The 17,269-nt window shown below is 65.7% G+C and carries 15 protein-coding genes; 8 read left to right on the top strand and 7 right to left on the bottom strand.

The genetic code is table 11. The annotated features are described in order from the left end of the window. The first annotated feature begins 10 nt into the window (after window positions 1–10). From infB to pnp, 5 genes are all read left to right on the top strand, one after another. On the top strand, window positions 11–2,593 hold the full coding sequence (infB, locus tag R3F42_13750; protein MEZ5543087.1) for a translation initiation factor IF-2: 2,583 nt from the start codon (window positions 11–13) through the stop codon (window positions 2,591–2,593). Window positions 2,594–2,673: 80 nt separating this feature from the next. After that, window positions 2,674–3,051, top strand: a complete 378-nt coding sequence (gene rbfA, locus R3F42_13745; protein ID MEZ5543086.1) for a 30S ribosome-binding factor RbfA — start codon at window positions 2,674–2,676, stop codon at window positions 3,049–3,051. A gap of 68 nt (window positions 3,052–3,119) precedes the next feature. Continuing rightward, complete coding sequence (gene truB, locus R3F42_13740; protein ID MEZ5543085.1) at window positions 3,120–4,040, top strand: tRNA pseudouridine(55) synthase TruB; 921 nt, start codon at window positions 3,120–3,122, stop codon at window positions 4,038–4,040. Between the two features lie 142 nt (window positions 4,041–4,182). Beyond that, window positions 4,183–4,452, top strand: a complete 270-nt coding sequence (gene rpsO / locus R3F42_13735) for a 30S ribosomal protein S15 (protein ID MEZ5543084.1) — start codon at window positions 4,183–4,185, stop codon at window positions 4,450–4,452. 62 nt (window positions 4,453–4,514) lie between these two features. Further along, window positions 4,515–6,608: a polyribonucleotide nucleotidyltransferase gene (gene pnp / locus R3F42_13730; GenBank protein MEZ5543083.1), complete on the top strand. Its 2,094-nt coding sequence runs from the start codon at window positions 4,515–4,517 to the stop codon at window positions 6,606–6,608. A gap of 56 nt (window positions 6,609–6,664) precedes the next feature. On the opposite strand, the gene R3F42_13725 is transcribed toward pnp, so the two are convergent. Next, entirely contained in the window at window positions 6,665–7,558 is an 894-nt protein-coding gene (locus R3F42_13725) for a CHAD domain-containing protein (GenBank protein ID MEZ5543082.1), read from the bottom strand. Between the two features lie 345 nt (window positions 7,559–7,903). On the opposite strand from R3F42_13725, the gene R3F42_13720 reads away from it, so the two are divergent. Then, the gene (locus R3F42_13720; protein ID MEZ5543081.1) at window positions 7,904–8,356 is read left to right on the top strand and encodes a host attachment protein; all 453 of its coding nucleotides are present in this window, start codon (window positions 7,904–7,906) and stop codon (window positions 8,354–8,356) included. A 21-nt stretch (window positions 8,357–8,377) separates the two neighbouring features. On the opposite strand, the gene R3F42_13715 is transcribed toward R3F42_13720, so the two are convergent. The 6 genes from R3F42_13715 to dksA all read right to left on the bottom strand — a co-directional run bounded on the left by R3F42_13715 (window position 8,378) and on the right by dksA (window position 15,097). Further along, window positions 8,378–8,857, bottom strand: coding sequence for a peroxiredoxin (locus tag R3F42_13715; protein ID MEZ5543080.1), 480 nt, complete (start codon window positions 8,855–8,857; stop codon window positions 8,378–8,380). 142 nt (window positions 8,858–8,999) lie between these two features. Further along, the gene (locus R3F42_13710; protein ID MEZ5543079.1) at window positions 9,000–10,238 is read right to left on the bottom strand and encodes a tetratricopeptide repeat protein; all 1,239 of its coding nucleotides are present in this window, start codon (window positions 10,236–10,238) and stop codon (window positions 9,000–9,002) included. A gap of 122 nt (window positions 10,239–10,360) precedes the next feature. Next, the gene (locus tag R3F42_13705) at window positions 10,361–11,320 is read right to left on the bottom strand and encodes a hydrolase (protein MEZ5543078.1); all 960 of its coding nucleotides are present in this window, start codon (window positions 11,318–11,320) and stop codon (window positions 10,361–10,363) included. A gap of 37 nt (window positions 11,321–11,357) precedes the next feature. After that, window positions 11,358–13,298, bottom strand: a complete 1,941-nt coding sequence (gene acs / locus R3F42_13700) for an acetate--CoA ligase (protein ID MEZ5543077.1) — start codon at window positions 13,296–13,298, stop codon at window positions 11,358–11,360. Between the two features lie 42 nt (window positions 13,299–13,340). Beyond that, window positions 13,341–14,276, bottom strand: a complete 936-nt coding sequence (gluQRS, locus tag R3F42_13695; protein MEZ5543076.1) for a tRNA glutamyl-Q(34) synthetase GluQRS — start codon at window positions 14,274–14,276, stop codon at window positions 13,341–13,343. A 116-nt stretch (window positions 14,277–14,392) separates the two neighbouring features. Next, on the bottom strand, window positions 14,393–15,097 hold the full coding sequence (gene dksA / locus R3F42_13690) for an RNA polymerase-binding protein DksA (protein MEZ5543075.1): 705 nt from the start codon (window positions 15,095–15,097) through the stop codon (window positions 14,393–14,395). Window positions 15,098–15,323: 226 nt separating this feature from the next. Here dksA and R3F42_13685 point away from each other — a divergent pair, with 226 nt between their 5' ends. Then, complete coding sequence (locus tag R3F42_13685) at window positions 15,324–16,106, top strand: HAD family hydrolase (protein ID MEZ5543074.1); 783 nt, start codon at window positions 15,324–15,326, stop codon at window positions 16,104–16,106. A gap of 3 nt (window positions 16,107–16,109) precedes the next feature. Further along, the gene (locus R3F42_13680) at window positions 16,110–17,264 is read left to right on the top strand and encodes a pyridoxal phosphate-dependent aminotransferase (GenBank protein ID MEZ5543073.1); all 1,155 of its coding nucleotides are present in this window, start codon (window positions 16,110–16,112) and stop codon (window positions 17,262–17,264) included. Window positions 17,265–17,269 lie beyond the last annotated feature (5 nt).

Raw genomic sequence — 17,269 nt, 5'->3', positions numbered from 1 at the left:
CTAGACAGGCATGACGAATGTCACGGTAAAACAATTCGCCGAAGTGGTCGGTGTTCCCACTGACCGGCTGCTGTCGCAACTGAGCGAGGCCGGTCTCGATATCAACGACGAGAATGCAACCATCTCGGATACCGAGAAGTCGCAGCTGCTGGATTTCCTGCGCAAGAGCCACGGCAAGCGGGGGGCCTTGTCGACAGCCGGTCCCAGCAAGATATCGCTCAAGCGCAAGACGCAGAGCGAACTGCGCGCGACGGTGCCGGCCGGGCGCGGCCCTGCCGGCCGCGGCACGCTGCGCACCAGTCGTCCCGAGGCGCGCACCGTCACGGTCGAGGTGCGCAAGAAACGCACCTACGTCAAGCGCGCCGACCTGGTCGCAGAGGAGAAGGAGCGGCTCGATCGCGAGGCCGAGGAACAGGCGCGGCAGCAGGCGGAAATCCAGGCGCGCGACGAGGCCGAGCGCAAGCAGCGCGAGGAAGCGCGGCGCAAGCTGGAGGAGGAGAAGGCCGCCGAGGAACGGCGGCTGCAGGCGGAACGCGAGGCGCGGCAGCAGGCCGCTGAAGAGGCCCGCAAGCAGTCGCAGGCGGCAACGGAGACGGCGCGTACGCGCGGTGGCGAGAGCGTGGAGGGCGGCCGCCACAAGAAAGGCGGCGAGGGCGGTGAGCGCCGCGGTCGCTATATGCGTGATGACGCCGAGGAGCGCGGCACCAAGTACGGGCGCAAGGAACTGCACGTCACGGCCGGCAAGGGCGGGCGCCGCAAGAAGGCCAAGCCAACGCGGCGCGTGACCATCGAATCCACCGGTGAGCACGGTTTCGAGATGCCGACGGCAGCGGTCGTGCACGCGGTCGGCATACCGGAAAGCATCGTGGTATCGGAGCTGGCGCGCAAGATGTCGGTGAAGTCCGCCGAGGTCATCAAGACCCTGATGAGAATGGGCGTGATGGCGACCATCAATCAGGTGCTGGACCAGGATACGGCCACGCTGGTGGTCGAGGAAATGGGCCACATCGCCAAACCCGTATCGGAAGACGCGCTGGAGCAGGAACTCAAGCAGCAACTCGAGGAAGTCAGCGGTGAGCGCCTGCCGCGTCCGCCGGTGGTTACCATCATGGGCCACGTCGATCACGGCAAGACCTCGTTGCTCGACTACATCCGTCGTACCCGCGTCGCGGAAGGCGAGGCCGGTGGCATCACCCAGCACATCGGCGCCTATCACGTCGAGACCGACAAGGGCATGATCAGTTTCCTGGATACCCCGGGCCATGCCGCGTTTACCGCGATGCGTGCCCGTGGCGCCAGCGTGACCGACGTGGTCATCCTCGTGGTGGCGGCGGACGACGGGGTCAAGCCGCAGACCAAGGAGGCGGTCCAGCATGCCAAGGCCGCCGGCGTACCCATGGTCATCGCGGTCAACAAGATCGACAAGCCGGGGGCCGACCCCGAGCGCGTCAAGAGCGAGATGGCCGCGCTGGAAGTGGTGCCGGAGGACTGGGGCGGCGACACCATGTTTATCCCGGTATCGGCGAAGACCGGCGCAGGCATCGACGACCTGCTCGATGCGGTATTGCTGCAGGCCGAGGTGCTGGAACTCACCGCTGTGCGCGACTGCCCGGCCACGGGCATCGTGGTCGAGTCCAGTCTCGACAAAGGCCGTGGTGCCGTGGCGACCGTGCTGGTCCAGAACGGCGTGCTGCGCAAGGGCGACCTCATCCTGACCGGTACCGAGTACGGCCGCGTGCGCGCCATGTTCGACGAAAGCGGACGCCAGATCGACGAGGCCGGGCCGTCCATCCCGGCGCTGGTGCTGGGTCTGTCGGCCGTGCCGGGCGCCGGTGACGAGGTGATGGTGGTGGCCGACGAGCGCAAGGCGCGCGAGCTGGCCCAGCAGCGCCAGAACCGCTCGCGCGACCAGCGCCTGGCCAAGCAGCAGCAGACGCGCATGGAAGATGTGTTCTCGGCGGTGGCCGAGGGCGAGCGCCCGACCGTGAACATCGTGCTCAAGGCCGACGTGCAGGGCAGTGCGGAAGCGCTCAGCGAGGCGCTGACCTCGATCACTTCCGAGGCGGAAGACGTCAAGGTCAAGGTGGTGTCTGCCGGCGTCGGGGGCATCAACGAAACCGACGTCAACCTGGCGCTGGCCTCGAACGCGATGATCATCGGCTTCAATGTGCGTGCGGATGCCTCGGCGAAGCGCCTGATCGAGGAAAACAAGGTCAACCTGAAGTACTACAGCGTCATCTACAACGCAATCGACGACGTCAAGGCGATTGCCAGCGGCATGCTGACGCCGGAGGTGCGCGAGGACATCATCGGCCTGGCCGAGGTCAAGGAGGTGTTCAAGTCGCGCAAGCTGGGCGACATCGCCGGCAGCATCGTGCTCGATGGCGTGGTGCGGCGCAATGCGCCGATTCGCGTGCTGCGCGACAACGTGGTGATCTTCGAGGGCGAGCTGGAATCGCTGCGCCGTTTCAAGGACGACGTCAGCGAGGTCAAGGCCGGTACCGAATGTGGCATCGGCGTGAAGAACTACAGCGTCAAGGCCGGCGACCAGATCGAGGTGTTCGAACGTGTCGAGGTTGCCCGCACGCTGTAACTGACAGGGGACGGATCCCTAGCGGAGGGGGCGGTCACGATGGTTGCCACGCAACATCGGGGCTGCTCCGGTTCACCATCATGCCGAGAGACTTTCCCAGAACCTATCGTGTCGGCGAGCAGATCCAGCGCGAGCTGGCGGGCCTGATCCAGAGCGAGTTGAAGGACCCGCGGCTGGGCATGATCAGTATCGCGGCCGTGGACGTCTCGCGCGACCTGGGGCATGCCAAGGTCCATGTCTCGGTGCTGGGCAGCGAGGCACAGGTCAAGGCTTCGCTGGACGTGCTGCGCCACGCGGCCGGATACCTGCGCCACCGGCTCGGCAAGAGTCTGCACCTGCGGGTGATCCCCGAGCTGCATTTCTTCCTCGACCGCTCGCTGGAGGAGGGGGCGCGGATCGGCGCACTGATCAACCGCGCCATCGCCAGCGACAAGGGTAACCAGGGCGGGGACGATTAACGGTGCCTGCCGGTTTGCGGGCGGCGCAGGCTAAGAATGGGCGGGGGCCCGGGCCCCGGCGAGGAACTATGGGCAGACATCGCAAGCGCAGCAACCTGCGCAAGGTCAACGGGATCCTGTTGCTGGACAAGCCGGCCGGACTGACGTCCAACGCCGCCCTGCAGCAGGTCAAGCAGCTCTACCAGGCCAGCAAGGCGGGACACACCGGCAGCCTCGACCCGCTGGCGACCGGCCTGCTGCCGATCTGTTTCGGCGAGGCAACCAAGATTTCGGGATTTCTGCTGGATGCCGACAAGCGCTATCACGTGTTCTGCCGCTTCGGGGAGCGGACCACCACCGGCGATGCCGAGGGCGAAGTCGTCGAGCGCCTGCCAACCGATAGTGTCAGCGCGGCGGCCATCCGCTCTGCGTTGGACAGTTTCCGGGGTGATATCCAACAGGTGCCGCCCATGTATTCGGCGCTCAAGCACAAGGGCGAGCGACTCTACAAGCTGGCCCGCCAGGGGGTCGAGGTTGAGCGCGAGCCACGTACCGTTACCATCCATGCCATCGAACTGTTGTCCTGGCGCGACGCTACCGCCGAGATCAGCGTGCACTGTTCCAAGGGCACCTACGTGCGGACGCTGGTCGAGGATATCGGTGCGGCACTCGGCTGCGGCGCGCATGTCACGGCCCTGCGCCGGATCGGCGTCGGACCGTTCGATGCCGCGGACATGTATGAGCTGGCGGCTCTGCAGGCGCTCGCTGCCGAGGGCTATGCCGCACTGGACCGCATCCTGCTGCCGGTGGAAAGCGGCCTGGCCCAGTGGCCGGGCGTGCGCCTGAGCGGCGACGCCGCCTTCTACCTGCGCCAGGGGCAACCGGTCCAGGTGCCCCAGGCCCCACCCAGGGGCTGGGTGCGGCTCTACGAGGGGGAACGGCAGTTCATGGGCATGGGCGAGATCCTCGATGACGGCCGCGTCGCGCCGCGCCGCCTGATGGCCGGTTGAGCGGCCGTCCCGGCCCCGTCCGGCGGTGCGATCCGCGCCGTTCTACCACCTCGGGATGGCTTGTGGCGGACCCTGTGGGCAGTTAGAATACGCAGCTTGCTCAATTTTGCAGAAATTATTGTAATTTCACGGAGTTCTATCCATGGCTTTGAGTGCCGAGAAAAAGGAACAGATCGTCAAGGCGCATCAGCGCGGTGCGGCCGATACCGGGTCGCCGGAAGTGCAGGTCGCCCTGCTGACCGCGAACATCACCGATCTGACCGATCACTTCACCAAGCACAAGGGTGACCATCATTCCCGTCAGGGTCTGCTGCGCATGGTCAACAAGCGCCGCAAGCTGCTTGACTACCTCAAGCGCAAGGACAGCAAGCGCTACCAGGATCTGATCGAGAACCTGGGACTGCGCCGCTAGCCGGCAACGCCGTTGCGCGTTGTCTCCCGACCGAAGACCGTTCAAGCATAAGGAACCAACTCGTGAGTGTAATCAAAAAGTCCTTCCAGTACGGCGACCAGACGGTCACCCTGCAAACCGGTGAAATCGCCCGCCAGTGCAGCGCGGTCATTGTCAGCATGGGAGATACCCAGGTCCTTGCCACCGTGGTCGGCGACAAGACCGCCGTCGAGGGTCGCGACTTCTTTCCGCTCACGGTCGACTACCAGGAGAAGGGTTACGCCGCCGGCCAGATTCCCGGCAACTTCTTCCGCCGCGAGGGCCGTCCCAGCGAAGCGGAAACGCTGATCAGCCGCCTGATCGACCGCCCGCTGCGCCCGCTGTTCCCGAAGGGTTTCACGCACGAGGTCCAGGTCATTCTGACCGTGATTTCCTACGATCCGCAGGTCAATCCGGACATCCCGGCCATGATCGGCGCTTCCGCTGCGGTAACGATTTCCGGCCTGCCGTTTGCCGGTCCCATCGGCGCCGCACGCGTCGGCTGGATCGACGGCAACTACGTCCTGAATCCGACCACCAAGCAGATGGAAGTGTCGGAACTCGACCTGGTCGTGGCCGGCACCGAAACCGCCGTACTGATGGTCGAGTCGGAAGCGAAACAGCTGCCGGAGGACATCATGCTGGGCTCGGTGGTGTTCGGTCACGAGCAGCAACAGGCAGTGATCAGGGCAATCAAGGAGTTCGCCGCCGAGGTGAATACCGCGCCGCTGGCATGGACCGCGCCGCAAGAAAACACCAGCCTCATGGAAACGGTCGCCGCCGCCGGTACGGACAGTATCGCCGCCGCCTACAAGATCGCCGACAAGCTGGAACGCTATGGTGCGCTGAACACCGTGCGTGCGGAACTGGTCGAGAAGCTCGCGACCGAGGACAGCGGGTTCTCGGCGGACGAGATCAAGGCCGCGATCGGCAAGCTGGAGAAAAAGCTCGTGCGCGGGCGCATCCTGGCCGGCGAGCGTCGCATCGACGGTCGCGATACCGCCACGGTGCGTCCGATCACCATCCGTACCGGAGTCTTGCCGCGTGCCCACGGTTCGGCGTTGTTCACCCGCGGCGAGACCCAGGCGCTGGTGGTCACCACGCTGGGTACCGAACGTGACGCGCAGCTGATCGACACCCTGGCCGGCAACAGCAAGGAAGCCTTCATGCTGCACTACAACTTCCCGCCCTACTGTGTCGGGGAGACGGGGCGGCTTGGCGGGACCAAGCGCCGCGAGATCGGCCACGGCAAGCTCGCCAAGCGCGGTGTCGCTGCGGTCATGCCGCCCAAGGACAGCTTTCCCTACACCATCCGTGTGGTTTCCGAGATCACCGAGTCCAACGGCTCGAGCTCCATGGCCAGCGTGTGCGGCAGCAGTCTGTCGCTGATGGACGCGGGTGTCCCGACCAGCGCACCGGTCGCCGGCGTTGCCATGGGCCTGATCAAGGAAGGCGATGACTATGCCGTGCTGACCGACATCCTGGGTGACGAGGATCACCTCGGCGACATGGACTTCAAGGTCGCAGGTACCTCCAAGGGCGTCACCGCGCTGCAGATGGACATCAAGATCCAGGGCATCACGCGCGAGATCATGGAGAAGGCGCTGGCACAGGCCAATGCCGGGCGCATGCACATTCTCGGTGAGATGAACAAGGCCATTACCGCCCCGCGCGAGGAAGTCTCCGCCTACGCGCCGCGCTACATCACCATGAAGATCAACCCCGACAAGATCCGCGACGTGATCGGCAAGGGTGGCGCCACCATCCGCGCCATTACCGAGGAGACCGGCACCAGCATCGACATCGACGACGACGGCAACGTGAAGATCGCCTCGGTCGACCTCGAGGCCGGTAACGAGGCACGCCGCCGCATCGAGCAGATCACCGCCGATGTCGAGGTGGGCTCGGTCTACGACGGCAAGGTCGCCAAGCTGATGGACTTCGGCGCCTTCGTCACCATCCTGCCCGGCAAGGACGGTCTGGTGCACATTTCGCAGATCAGCGAGGAGCGCGTGCAGAACGTCAGCGACAAGCTGGCCGAGGGCGATATCGTCAAGGTCAAGGTGCTCGAGGTTGACAAGCAGGGCCGTATCCGCCTGAGTATGAAGGCGGTGGGACAGGACAGCCAGGAGGGCTGAGACCGCACCCGGTTCCGCTGAAAAGGGGGCTGCGGCCCCTTTTTTATTGCGGCCGTTCAGCGCTGGCCGGCGTGCGGCGCCAGCCGACTGCCGAAGCGTCCGGGCGGCTCGGCAAACAGCCGGTCGGCCAGGCGCAGACTCGCGGTCAGCACCGCGGTGCGCCGGGCCTCAGCCAGCGCGATGATCAATTCCGTCCGGATATGGCCGCAACCCGTTTCGGGGTGACGCTGCAGGACATCCACGAGCAGGGCGAGATCGCTGTCCTTGCCCAGGTGTCGGCCGAGTGTGTCCAATCCGGCGATGAAAGGTTCGAGTCGCTGCGGATCACGTTTGCGCAGCAGCCGCAGCTGGTTCCATGTGTATTTGACCTGCCGGCGCAGGTCGTGGCTGTTCTCCGTGCTCGGTTCACGATGCAGCTGGCGCAGCAGCCCGCGGCAGCGCCGGTACGACTTGCGGATACCCTGCAGCAGCTGTGCATCCGACAGTTGCGTCAGGTCGAGCTGGGCAACGTGGCGTTCGATCAGGCCGAAGCGGGTGGCCAGTGCATGTTCCTCGTTGGCCAGCAGGAGATCCTCCTGGGCGACCAGGTAACGGCAGTGCAGCGCGTTGCGCAGCGGTTGCAGCGCGCTCTCGTCGGGCAACGGCCGAAAGTACGCCAGCAGGTCATCGTATGTCGCGACGAGCACGGCGGCGTCGCGCGGGCGGCCGAGCAGCCGGCCGAAGTCGCGCAGCAGCCGGTCGGTTTCCCGAAACGTGTCCGGTGTCAGCGCGGGCCGGGTGATGCGCAGTAGCGCGCGCAGTTTCTTGACGGTCTTGCGCAATTCGAATACGGCCTGATCGGTGAGGGTGTCGCCGCGTGCTGTCGCCCGGCGTGCCCGGGCGCACAATTCGCGGCTGATGCGCGCGAGGCCCGCGCCTGCGGGCTCGTCCCGCTTGAGGTGGAGTTTCATGACCTGGCGTACCGCGCAATCTATCGGCTTGTTATTATTGACGCTGTTGCGTCCGGATTATTGTCATTCACGGCTATTATCCTCTGATTGCGGATGCCGGACAAATCGGCCCGGCCGGCTGTAACATCGCGTTTCGCAATGGAAACGGCACGGGCATGCCGTGCTGTCGGCGCCTGCGGCGGGGTCTTGGTACAGATAACGGCAAGGCGGCGCGGGCACTGAGCTACACCGCCCGGCCAGGTCGACGCGAGCGCCGGCAGCGCGCGTCCTGAATACATGATCCTGGTCAAAATGGGCGCGCCGGCGCCGGTATAGGGTAGGCGCAATTCAACTCGCTCTTTATGGATGTCAGACGGAGGTGTTATGTCGAGTCGCTGGATCGTAGTGGCAGATAGCAGTCAGGCGCGGATCTTCGGTATGGATGACCCGCAGGGTGGTCTGCAGCAGCTGGAAACGCTGGAGCACCCGGAGGCGCTGAAACATGCCCGTGACATCAATGCCGACCGGCCGGGGCGCGCCTTCGACTCGAAGGGCGCGGGCAGGCATGCCATGGGCACCGCGGTCGATCCCGTGGAGCAGGAGCAGATCCGCTTCGCCAAGGAAATCGGCGCCTACCTGAAGGCCGCCTGCCAGGACGGTCGCTGCAAGCGGCTCCTGCTGGTTGCCGGACCGCGCCTGCTCGGCGAACTCCGGCAGCATCTCGACCTGCCGCCGGGGGTGACGGTGTCGGAACTGGAGAAGAATCTGGGTCAGTTCGATGCGAACGAGATCCGCGGCCACCTGCCCTCACACTGGTGAGGCGCAGACGCTGGCGCACGGCTAGCGCGGGTAAGACGCGGCCAGATCACTGATCAGGGCAAGCGTCCTGCGTGCGTGATCCCGGGGGGTTACGCCATATTCGACGTGGGCCAGTCTGCCGTTCGGGGCGATCACGAAGGTCGAGCGCACGATACCGGTCCTGCGGACGCCGTCCTTTTCCTTTTCCTGGATCACCCCGTACTGCGTGCAGACCTCCTGCTCGGTATCCGCCAGCAGGATGATTTTCAGGCCGTACTTCTGGCGGAATGCCTGGTGGCTGAAGCAGTCGTCCGCGCTGACGCCAAGGATCTGTATCCCGGCGGCGCTGTATTCGTCTAGCAGGTCGGTGAACTCGTTCGCCTGGATGGTGCAGCCCGGGGTGTCATCCCGCGGGTAGAAATAAAGAACCACCCACGTGCCCGCGAATTCGGCCAGCGAGCGCAGCTGCATGTCCGCATCCGGCAGTTCGAAGGCGGGTGCCATATCGCCCGTGGCAAGCATGTCATTCTCCTTGATGCGACGGGAGTCGGGGTGCCGGCATGCTGTCATGCACGTGGTCGCAGCCGGGCTAGCGACTATGATGCCCGTGCGGCCTGGCGCTGACAACCGGCCATGGCGGCAGGGGGCGCGGGAGCGGGGGGTACTACTTGCCCGAGATGAGGCGCTGGGGGGCGGTCAGGATCATCCGGTAGGAGCCGTTCTTCACGCAGGTCAGTGTGCCCTGGTTTTTGAACTCGCATTCCAGCGAGTGTGGCGTGCCCCAGCCGGTCTTGACCGTAACGGCGCTGTCGTCATCGTCGTTGTTCGCGGCGTCTGTGTCCGCGCTGGCGACCTGGCTGGCATCGATCACCAGATTGCGGTAGGTGATATCGAAGGCACCCGCGTCGGTGAAATGACTGATAATCGCCTTGGTCTTGAACTTGATCAGGTTCTCGCCGGAGCGGCGTGTCTGGTCATCGCTCAGGCACACGAGCCGGTCTTCCTCGACCTTGCAGTTGTTGATGGCTGACGGCAGGAAGGTGACGGGCTCGCTGTCGCGATACCAAGCAGCGAGCATCAGGTCCTCCAAACTCCAGGTCGCTTCCGCGTGCTCGGCCGCGGGGCTGCTGCGGGTCGGCTTGCGTGCGGGCGCGGCGGGGGCGGGTTTCGGCTTCGGTTTCGGTTCCGGTGTCGCAGCGGCTGGCGGCTGCTCCGGCGGTGCGGCAGCCTGGGCCATGCTCTCGGAGACGTCGATCATGGCGCCGCGCGCCTGGTCGAAACCGCCGTCGACCGCCTTGCCGAGCCATACCAGTGCCTGCTCCGGATCCCGGGCGGTGCCTTCGCCGGCAGCGTACATCCTGCCGAGGTAGTACTGGGCCGCCGGGTAGTTGCTGGTCGCGGACTTGCGGAACCACTCGATGGCGGTCTGCTTGTTGGCCGCCACGCCGCTGCCTTCGTAATAGAGCAGCCCCAGCTTGTAGGCCGCTTTCTCGTGGCCCTGGGCGGCAGCCTGTTCGTAGGCGGCAATGGCCTTGGGGTAGTCGACATCGATGCCGATGCCCTTGGTGTACATGTTACCGAGTTCGTACTGGCTGTCACGCTCGCCCCGTTCCGCGTCCGCCAGGGTCTTCTGGTAGCGTGCCTCGTTCTCGTGCATCAGCTTCAGCCGCGTGATGGCCTGCGGATTGTTCTGATCGGCGGCCTTGGTGAACCAATCGACGGCGGTCGCCCGGCTGGCCTGGACGCCGCGTCCGTTCAGGTACATCGTGCCGACGTCGTACTGGGCCTCGCTGTCGCCTTGGTTGGCTTCACGGAGCTTTTGCTTGAACAGGTTGGTCCAGATGTCGCCCTGGGCCACGGTGGCTGCGAGCAGCAGGATGATGCCGAGAATGCCCTTGATCATATTCGGGATTTCCGCCTGTGGCTGTTGGTTGCAGGGACAGCGCTACAGGGGCGTTATCGGCGCCGGCGCGGGACGCTTGAGAACCCCGTCACATGCGACAGGCCGCCGTCCGCGCCGGTGCCTCAGGCATAAGCGGCCAGATGCTCCACGATCCGCCGTTCCAGCCAGAATACCGGTCGCAGCGGATGGGGTCCGGCGACGAAGCCGACGTGACCGCCATGATCCGACAGTTCCAGCGTGACGCCGGCAGCAAGCTCCGCAGCACCCGGCAGGGCCGCAGCCGGCAGGAACGGGTCGTCGCGGGCCTGCAGGATGAGGGTCGGCACGCGGATCGCGGCCAGATACTGCCTGCTGCTGGCACGCGAATAGTAGTCGTCGACACCGGCGAAACCGTGCAGCGGGGCGGTCACGGCGGCATCGAAGGCGCGAAAGCTGCGCAGGCCGCGCAGCGCGTGCAGCGGCACGGGCGGATCGTGTCGGGCTGCCTTGGCGCTGACCGACTGTCGCAGTTTGCCGAGCAGGTGGTTGCGATAAATCCGAGACAGCCCCTGATCGAGCCGACGCGCCGCGCGGTCGAGATCGAACGGCACGGAGATGGCGACGGCGGTGACGACTGGCGCCCGGGTACCCTGTTCGCCCAGCCATTTCAGCAGGACGTTGCCGCCGAGCGAGTAGCCTACCACTGCGATCCCGCGCCGCGGCCGCTGCGCATGCAGCAGCGCGACGACATGCTCGAGATCCGCGGTGTCACCGGAATGATAGCTGCGGGCCAGGCGGTTCGGCTCGCCGCTGCGGCCGCGAAAATACAGTAGTCCCGCCTGGTGACCCGCGCCTGCAAGTCGGTCCAGCAGGCCACCGGCGTAATGGGATTCGAGCGAACCTTCCAGGCCATGCAGCACCAGAATCCGCAGGCCGTCTGCGGGCGCGGTCCAGTCGATGTCGAGAAAATCGCCGTCCGGCAGCTCCAGCCGCTGGCGGGTCAGCGGCGGCACCACCCGCCGCCGGCACAGCGCGGGATAGAGTGTCTGCAGATGCGCCCCGGGCAGCCACCAGGCCGGCCGGAATGCGCTGGTCGTTATCATGCGCCGTTTGCGTACACCCCCGCCGGTAACCGGCCCCTCAGGTGGTGACCCGGTTGGCGACCAGGTCGTCAACCACCGCCGGATCGGCCAGGGTCGAGGTGTCACCGAGCTCGTCCATCTTGTTGGCAGCGATCTTGCGCAGGATGCGGCGCATGATCTTGCCCGAACGCGTCTTCGGCAGTCCCGGTGCCCACTGGATGATATCGGGCGTTGCGATCGGTCCGATCTCCCGGCGTACGTGCTGGATCAACTCCTTGCGCAGTGCCTCGCTCGGCTCGACGCCGTTGACCAGGGTGACGTAGGCATAGATACCCTGGCCCTTGATATCATGGGGGAAGCCCACGATCGCCGCTTCGGCCACGGCCGGGTGCAGGACCAGGGCGCTTTCCAACTCCGCGGTGCCGAGATTGTGGCCGGATACGACCAGCACATCATCCACGCGCCCGGTGATCCAGTAATAGCCATCCGCATCGCGGCGTGCGCCGTCGCCGGTGAAGTACATGCCGGGGAAGGCGGAGAAATAGGTGTCGATGAGGCGCTGGTGATTGCCGTACACGGTGCGGATCTGCGCCGGCCAGGTATGGGTGATGACCAGGTTGCCCTCGGCCTCGCCCTCGAGGATCTTGCCCTGGTTGTCGACGATGGCCGGTTGCACGCCGAAGAAGGGCAGGGTCGCGGAGCCGGGTTTCAGCCGCGTCGCTCCCGGCAGCGGCGTGATCATGTGACCGCCGGTTTCGGTCTGCCACCACGTGTCGACGATCGGGCAGCGCGCAGCACCGACCTTGTGGTAATACCATTCCCAGGCCTCGGGGTTGATCGGTTCGCCGACTGTGCCGAGCAGGCGCAGGCTCGCGCGCGAGGTCTGCGCCAGCGGCGCCTCGCCCATGCGCATGAGCGCGCGCAGCGCTGTGGGCGCGGTGTAGAAGGTGTTGACCTTGTGCTTGTCGCACACCTGCCAGAAGCGCGAGGCGTCGGGGTAGGTCGGCACGCCCTCGAACATCAGCGACAGGCCGCCGTTGGCCAGCGGTCCGTAGACGATATAGGTATGCCCGGTGATCCAGCCGACATCGGCGGTGCACCAGTAGATGTCGCCGTCGTGGTAATCGAACACGTACTTGTGGGTCATGGCAGCATACAGCAGGTAGCCGCCCGTGGTGTGGAGCACGCCCTTGGGCTTGCCGGTGGAGCCCGAGGTATAGAGGATGAACAGCGGGTCCTCGGCATCCACCCATTCGATCGCGCACTCGGTCGATGCCGGCGCCACCGCCTCGTGATACCAGAGATCGCGTTCCGCGTGCCACGGCACCGCGCTGTTGCCGGTGCGCCGCACCACGAGGACGGTGTCCACGTTGGGACAGTCCTCCAGTGCCTTGTCGACATTGGCCTTGAGCGGCACGGTCTTGCCGCCGCGCACGCCTTCGTCGGCCGTGATGACGGTATGGCAGTCCGAATCGAGGATGCGGCCCCGCAGCGAATCCGGCGAGAATCCGCCGAATACCACCGAGTGAATGGCGCCGATGCGCGCGCAGGCCAGCATGGCATAGACGGCCTCGGGGATCATCGGCATGTAGATGCAGACGCGGTCGCCCTTGCCGACCTTGCGCGCCTTGAGCACATTGGCCAGGCGGCAGACATGCTCGTGCAGTTCGCCGTAGCTGATATGCGCAGCATCGGCGGGGTCGTCGCCTTCCCAGATCAGCGCGGTTGCGGCGGCGCGCTGGTCCAGGTGGCGGTCGACGCAGTTGTAGCAGGCATTGAGTTTGCCACCCTCGAACCAGCGGATGTGCCCCCGGGTGAAATCCGCTTCGACCACCTTGTCCCAGCGCTGCTCCCAGGTCAGGAACTTGTCCGCCTGCTCGGCCCAGAAGCCGGCGGGATCGTCGACAGACTGCCGGTACATGGCCTGGTACTGTGCCGCGTCGAGGTGCGCCCGGCGCGCGAATGATTCCGGAACGTCGTAGACCTTGGTGTCGGACATATTGTGCTCCGCTGTGGGTTATTGTGGGTCGACCGGACCTGATTATAGCCCTGTGGGCGCGGCATGTTGAAATGCCGGCGGCGCGGTCAACTCGCGTTCTGCGGGCAGGGCCTGACGGTTCCAGTGCGCGGCTGCCCAGTGCAGGAGTTCGCCCGGGCTGGCGTCCCGGGCGCCCTCCGGCAGCGGCTGCCGGAGGAATTCCAGCACCTGGAGCAGGGTGGTGACCGCCCGCGCGGATGCGAGCGCGGGTGCGCGGGTCTGCTTGCCGAGCTTCTCGTGGCGGTCGTCGATGGCGACCGGCAGGTGCAGGTAGTCTGGCGTGGCATACCCGAGCAGTCGCTGCAGGTGGACCTGGCGCGGGGTGGAACGGAGGAGGTCGGCGCCGCGCACCACGTGGCTGATCGCCTGCGCGGCATCGTCGACCACCACGGCGAGCTGGTAGGCATACAGGCCGTCCGCGCGGCGCAGCACGAAGTCGCCCGCTTCCGCCGCGAGCGCCTGCTGCAGCGGGCCCTGCAGCAGGTCTGTCACCCGGATGGTGGTGTCGTAGACGCGCACGCGTACGGCGCGAGCCTGCCTTCCCGGGGGCAGCCCGTTGCGGCAGGTGCCGGGATAGATACCGCTGCCGTCCGGTCCGATGGCGCTGTCCGCGATCTCACGCCGGGTGCAGGCACAGTGGTAGAGATGTCCGTCCTCGGCCAGTTGCGCCAGTGCCGCCTCGTAGTGCCTGCTGCGCCGGCTCTGGTATTCGACGCTGCCGTCCCATTCCAGTCCGTAGGCCTCGAGCGTGCGCAGGATCGCGTCCGCGGTGCCGTGCATCTCGCGCGGTGGGTCGAGGTCTTCCATGCGTACCAGCCACGCGCCGTGATGGTGGCGCGCGTCGAGCCAGCTGCCCACGGCGGCGACCAGGGAACCGAAATGCAGCGGGCCGGTTGGCGAGGGTGCGAAGCGACCGCGGTATCGATGTGTTTCAGTCATACGCTGAAACCGTGACGATGGTTTACCGCGGATAGACTTGCAGGAAGTCGAGTGTTTGATGTGGCATCGCTAGCGGCGTCACTGCCTCGCGCGATATCCCTGCGTCCCTGCAGGCATCACCCCATCTGCTTCTCGCGGATCTCGTCGAGGATCTTGCAGTCGATGCACAGCGTGGCGGTCGGACGCGCCTCGAGGCGTTTGACGCCGATCTCCACGCCGCAGGCCTCGCAGTAGCCGAAGTCGTCGTTGTCGAGATGGCGGATCGATTCCTCGATCTTCTTGATCAGCTTGCGCTCGCGATCGCGTGCCCGCAGTTCCATGCTGAATTCGGATTCCTGGGTCGCACGGTCATTCGGATCGGGGAAGTTGGCCGCGTCGTCCTGCATGTGATGCACGGTACGGTCGACCTCCTCCATCAGGCTGCGTTTCCAGGTCTCCAGGATGTTGCGGAAGTGCGCGACCTGGCGCTCGTTCATGTAATCCTCGCCCTTCTTTTCCGTGTAGGGCGCGATACCCGGCACCGGTCCGATCTGGCCGCTGGATTTCTTGCGTGCTGCCGGGCGCAGGGCTGCCGGCGCGGGCGCCGGCTTGTGTGCTGCCGCCTTCTTCACCGGTGCGGCCTTCTTCACCGGGGCGGCGCTTTTCGGCGTCGCCTTTTTCGGTGCGGTCTTTTTCGCGGCGGGCTTCTTCGGTGCGGCTTGCTTGGCAGTCGTCTTCTTCGCAGCGGCCTTCTTCGCGGTCGTCTTTTTCGCGGTCTTCGTGCGTGCGGCGGTCTTCTTCTTCGCTGCCGTCGACTTTACTGCCTTCTTTTTTACAGCCATCTGGATCTTCTCCGGGTGGTGTTTTTTAACTCGCTGATTGAGTTGATGTTTCTGTTTAAAATTTACCGCGCTCAGGTATCATATCCGGCGGGGAAACATTATAGGGGCGTTATTTATACGCCACTTTTACTATTAGTCAAGAATACCGGCAGGCCGGAAAATCGGCCTGTTTGCGGCGATCTGACGGGATCACGCCGTACCGGAGTGGATACAGAGGGAGCGTGACATGGAAGCTGAACTGCAGGCGGTCCTGCTGGACGTCGACGGCACGCTGGCGGATACCGAAGAGGTGCACCGCCTGGCATTCAACGCGGCATTCGCCGAGGCGGGGCTCGACTGGGTATGGGATCGTGCCCTGTACCATGACCTGCTGGCCGTGACGGGCGGCAAGGAGCGCATCCGTTACTACCTGAGCCGCGAGCGCCCGGACTACACGCTGCCGACGGATGCCGATGCCTTCATTGCGGACCTGCACCGGCGCAAGACCGTCCATTACATCGAGGCCCTGGCAGGCGGCCGGGTACCGTTGCGACCGGGCGTGGAGCGACTGCTGCGCGACATCCGTGGCGCCGGCCTGCGTCTGGCCATCGTGACCACGACCACGCCGGACAATATCACGGCGCTGCTCGAGCATTCCTTCAGCGAGGCAGCGCACGACTGGTTCGAGGTGATAGCCGCCGGCGGCGTGGTGCCCAGCAAGAAACCGGCGCCCGACATCTACGATTACGCGCTCGCAAAGCTGGGTCTGCCGCCACAGGCCTGCATTGCCATCGAGGATTCGCTGAACGGACTGCGCTCGGCGCGCGCCGCTGGCGTGGTCACGCTGGTCACGGTCAACCCGTATACCGCGCACCAGGATTTTACCGGTGCCGCACTGGTGCTCGATCACCTCGGCGAACCGGACCAGCCCTGCACGGTACTCGCGGGGGAACCGGCGCCGGATGGGCTGGTCGATGCCGGCTTCCTGCGACGACTGCATGCCCGGGCCGTGCGGCAGCCGGGTGCGTGAACGATGAAAACCGCCCGGCGCATGCAGCTGATCCAGCCGTTCCACGTCATGGCGCTGCTGGCGCGTGCGCGCGAACTCGAGGCCGCCGGGCGATCGATCATCCACATGGAGATCGGCGAGCCGGATTTCACTACGCCGCAACCCGTGATCGAGGCCGGGCATGCCGCTCTGGCGGCCGGGTTCACCCACTACACGCCGGCGACCGGACTGCCGGAACTGCGCCAGCGCATTGCCGGATACTATCGCACGCATTACGGCGTCGAGGTCGACCCGGCCTGTATCGTGATCACGCCCGGCGCCTCGGCCGCGCTGCAGCTGGCGCTGGCTGCGCTGGTCGATCCCGGCGACCGGGTGCTGCTCGCCGATCCCGGCTATCCCTGCAACCGTAATTTCGTCCATCTGCTCGGCGGCGAGCCGGTCAGCCTGCCGGTCGCCGCCGTCACGAATTACCAGCCTGCGGTCGCGCAGGTGCGCAGCGCCTGGCAGACGCGGACCGCGGCCCTGCTGGTGGCTTCACCCTCCAATCCGACCGGGAGTCTGCTCGATTCCGACACGCTGCGCGCCTATCTCGATATCGCGCAGGCGCAGGGCGGCTGCCTGATCGTGGACGAGATCTATCACGGTCTGGTGTACGACGATGCTGCCGTCACGGCACTGGCCGTATCCGGCGATATCGTGGTGATCAACAGCTTTTCCAAGTATTTCGGCATGACCGGCTGGCGCCTGGGCTGGCTGGTGGCGCCGCGCATGCTGGTGCCGGCGCTCGACAAGCTGGCACAGAACCTGTTCCTCGCCGCACCGACGCTGTCGCAGCATGCCGCGCTGCGCGCTTTCGAACCCGATAACCTCGCAATCCTGGAACAGCGCCGCGCGGAATTCCGGCGCCGCCGGGATTACCTGTTGCCCGCACTGCGCGCGCTGGGCTTCGATATCCCGGTGACACCGGCTGGTGCCTTCTACCTGTATGCCGACTGCAGCCGCTTCACCGCCGACAGTTATGCCTTCTCGCAGCAGCTGCTCGAAGAGGCGGGCGTGGCGATCACGCCCGGGATCGACTTCGGCAGCAACCGGGCGCAATCACACGTGCGGTTTGCCTACACGACCGCGCTGGAGACTCTGCAGGAGGGGGTGCGGCGCCTGCAGGAATACCTGTTGTAGGAGCG

It is taken from the genome of Pseudomonadota bacterium (genome assembly GCA_041395565.1).
Lineage (GTDB): Bacteria > Pseudomonadota > Gammaproteobacteria > UBA9214 > UBA9214 > UBA9214.
The sequence above is the reverse complement of the archived record's forward strand: the minus strand, read 5'-3'. Positions and strand labels throughout refer to the sequence as shown.

Excerpts from the sequence above, each read along its gene's own strand:
- infB (MEZ5543087.1), top strand. The coding sequence starts at position 11 with ATGACGAATGTCACGGTAAAACAATTCGCCGAAGTGGTCGGTGTTCCC.
- rbfA (MEZ5543086.1), top strand. The coding sequence starts at position 2,674 with ATGCCGAGAGACTTTCCCAGAACCTATCGTGTCGGCGAGCAGATCCAG.
- truB (MEZ5543085.1), top strand. The coding sequence starts at position 3,120 with ATGGGCAGACATCGCAAGCGCAGCAACCTGCGCAAGGTCAACGGGATC.
- rpsO (MEZ5543084.1), top strand. The coding sequence starts at position 4,183 with ATGGCTTTGAGTGCCGAGAAAAAGGAACAGATCGTCAAGGCGCATCAG.
- R3F42_13725 (MEZ5543082.1), bottom strand. The coding sequence starts at position 7,558 with ATGAAACTCCACCTCAAGCGGGACGAGCCCGCAGGCGCGGGCCTCGCG.
- R3F42_13720 (MEZ5543081.1), top strand. The coding sequence starts at position 7,904 with ATGTCAGACGGAGGTGTTATGTCGAGTCGCTGGATCGTAGTGGCAGAT.
- R3F42_13715 (MEZ5543080.1), bottom strand. The coding sequence starts at position 8,857 with ATGCTTGCCACGGGCGATATGGCACCCGCCTTCGAACTGCCGGATGCG.
- R3F42_13710 (MEZ5543079.1), bottom strand. The coding sequence starts at position 10,238 with ATGATCAAGGGCATTCTCGGCATCATCCTGCTGCTCGCAGCCACCGTG.
- R3F42_13705 (MEZ5543078.1), bottom strand. The coding sequence starts at position 11,320 with ATGATAACGACCAGCGCATTCCGGCCGGCCTGGTGGCTGCCCGGGGCG.
- acs (MEZ5543077.1), bottom strand. The coding sequence starts at position 13,298 with ATGTCCGACACCAAGGTCTACGACGTTCCGGAATCATTCGCGCGCCGG.
- gluQRS (MEZ5543076.1), bottom strand. The coding sequence starts at position 14,276 with ATGACTGAAACACATCGATACCGCGGTCGCTTCGCACCCTCGCCAACC.
- dksA (MEZ5543075.1), bottom strand. The coding sequence starts at position 15,097 with ATGGCTGTAAAAAAGAAGGCAGTAAAGTCGACGGCAGCGAAGAAGAAG.
- R3F42_13685 (MEZ5543074.1), top strand. The coding sequence starts at position 15,324 with ATGGAAGCTGAACTGCAGGCGGTCCTGCTGGACGTCGACGGCACGCTG.
- R3F42_13680 (MEZ5543073.1), top strand. The coding sequence starts at position 16,110 with ATGAAAACCGCCCGGCGCATGCAGCTGATCCAGCCGTTCCACGTCATG.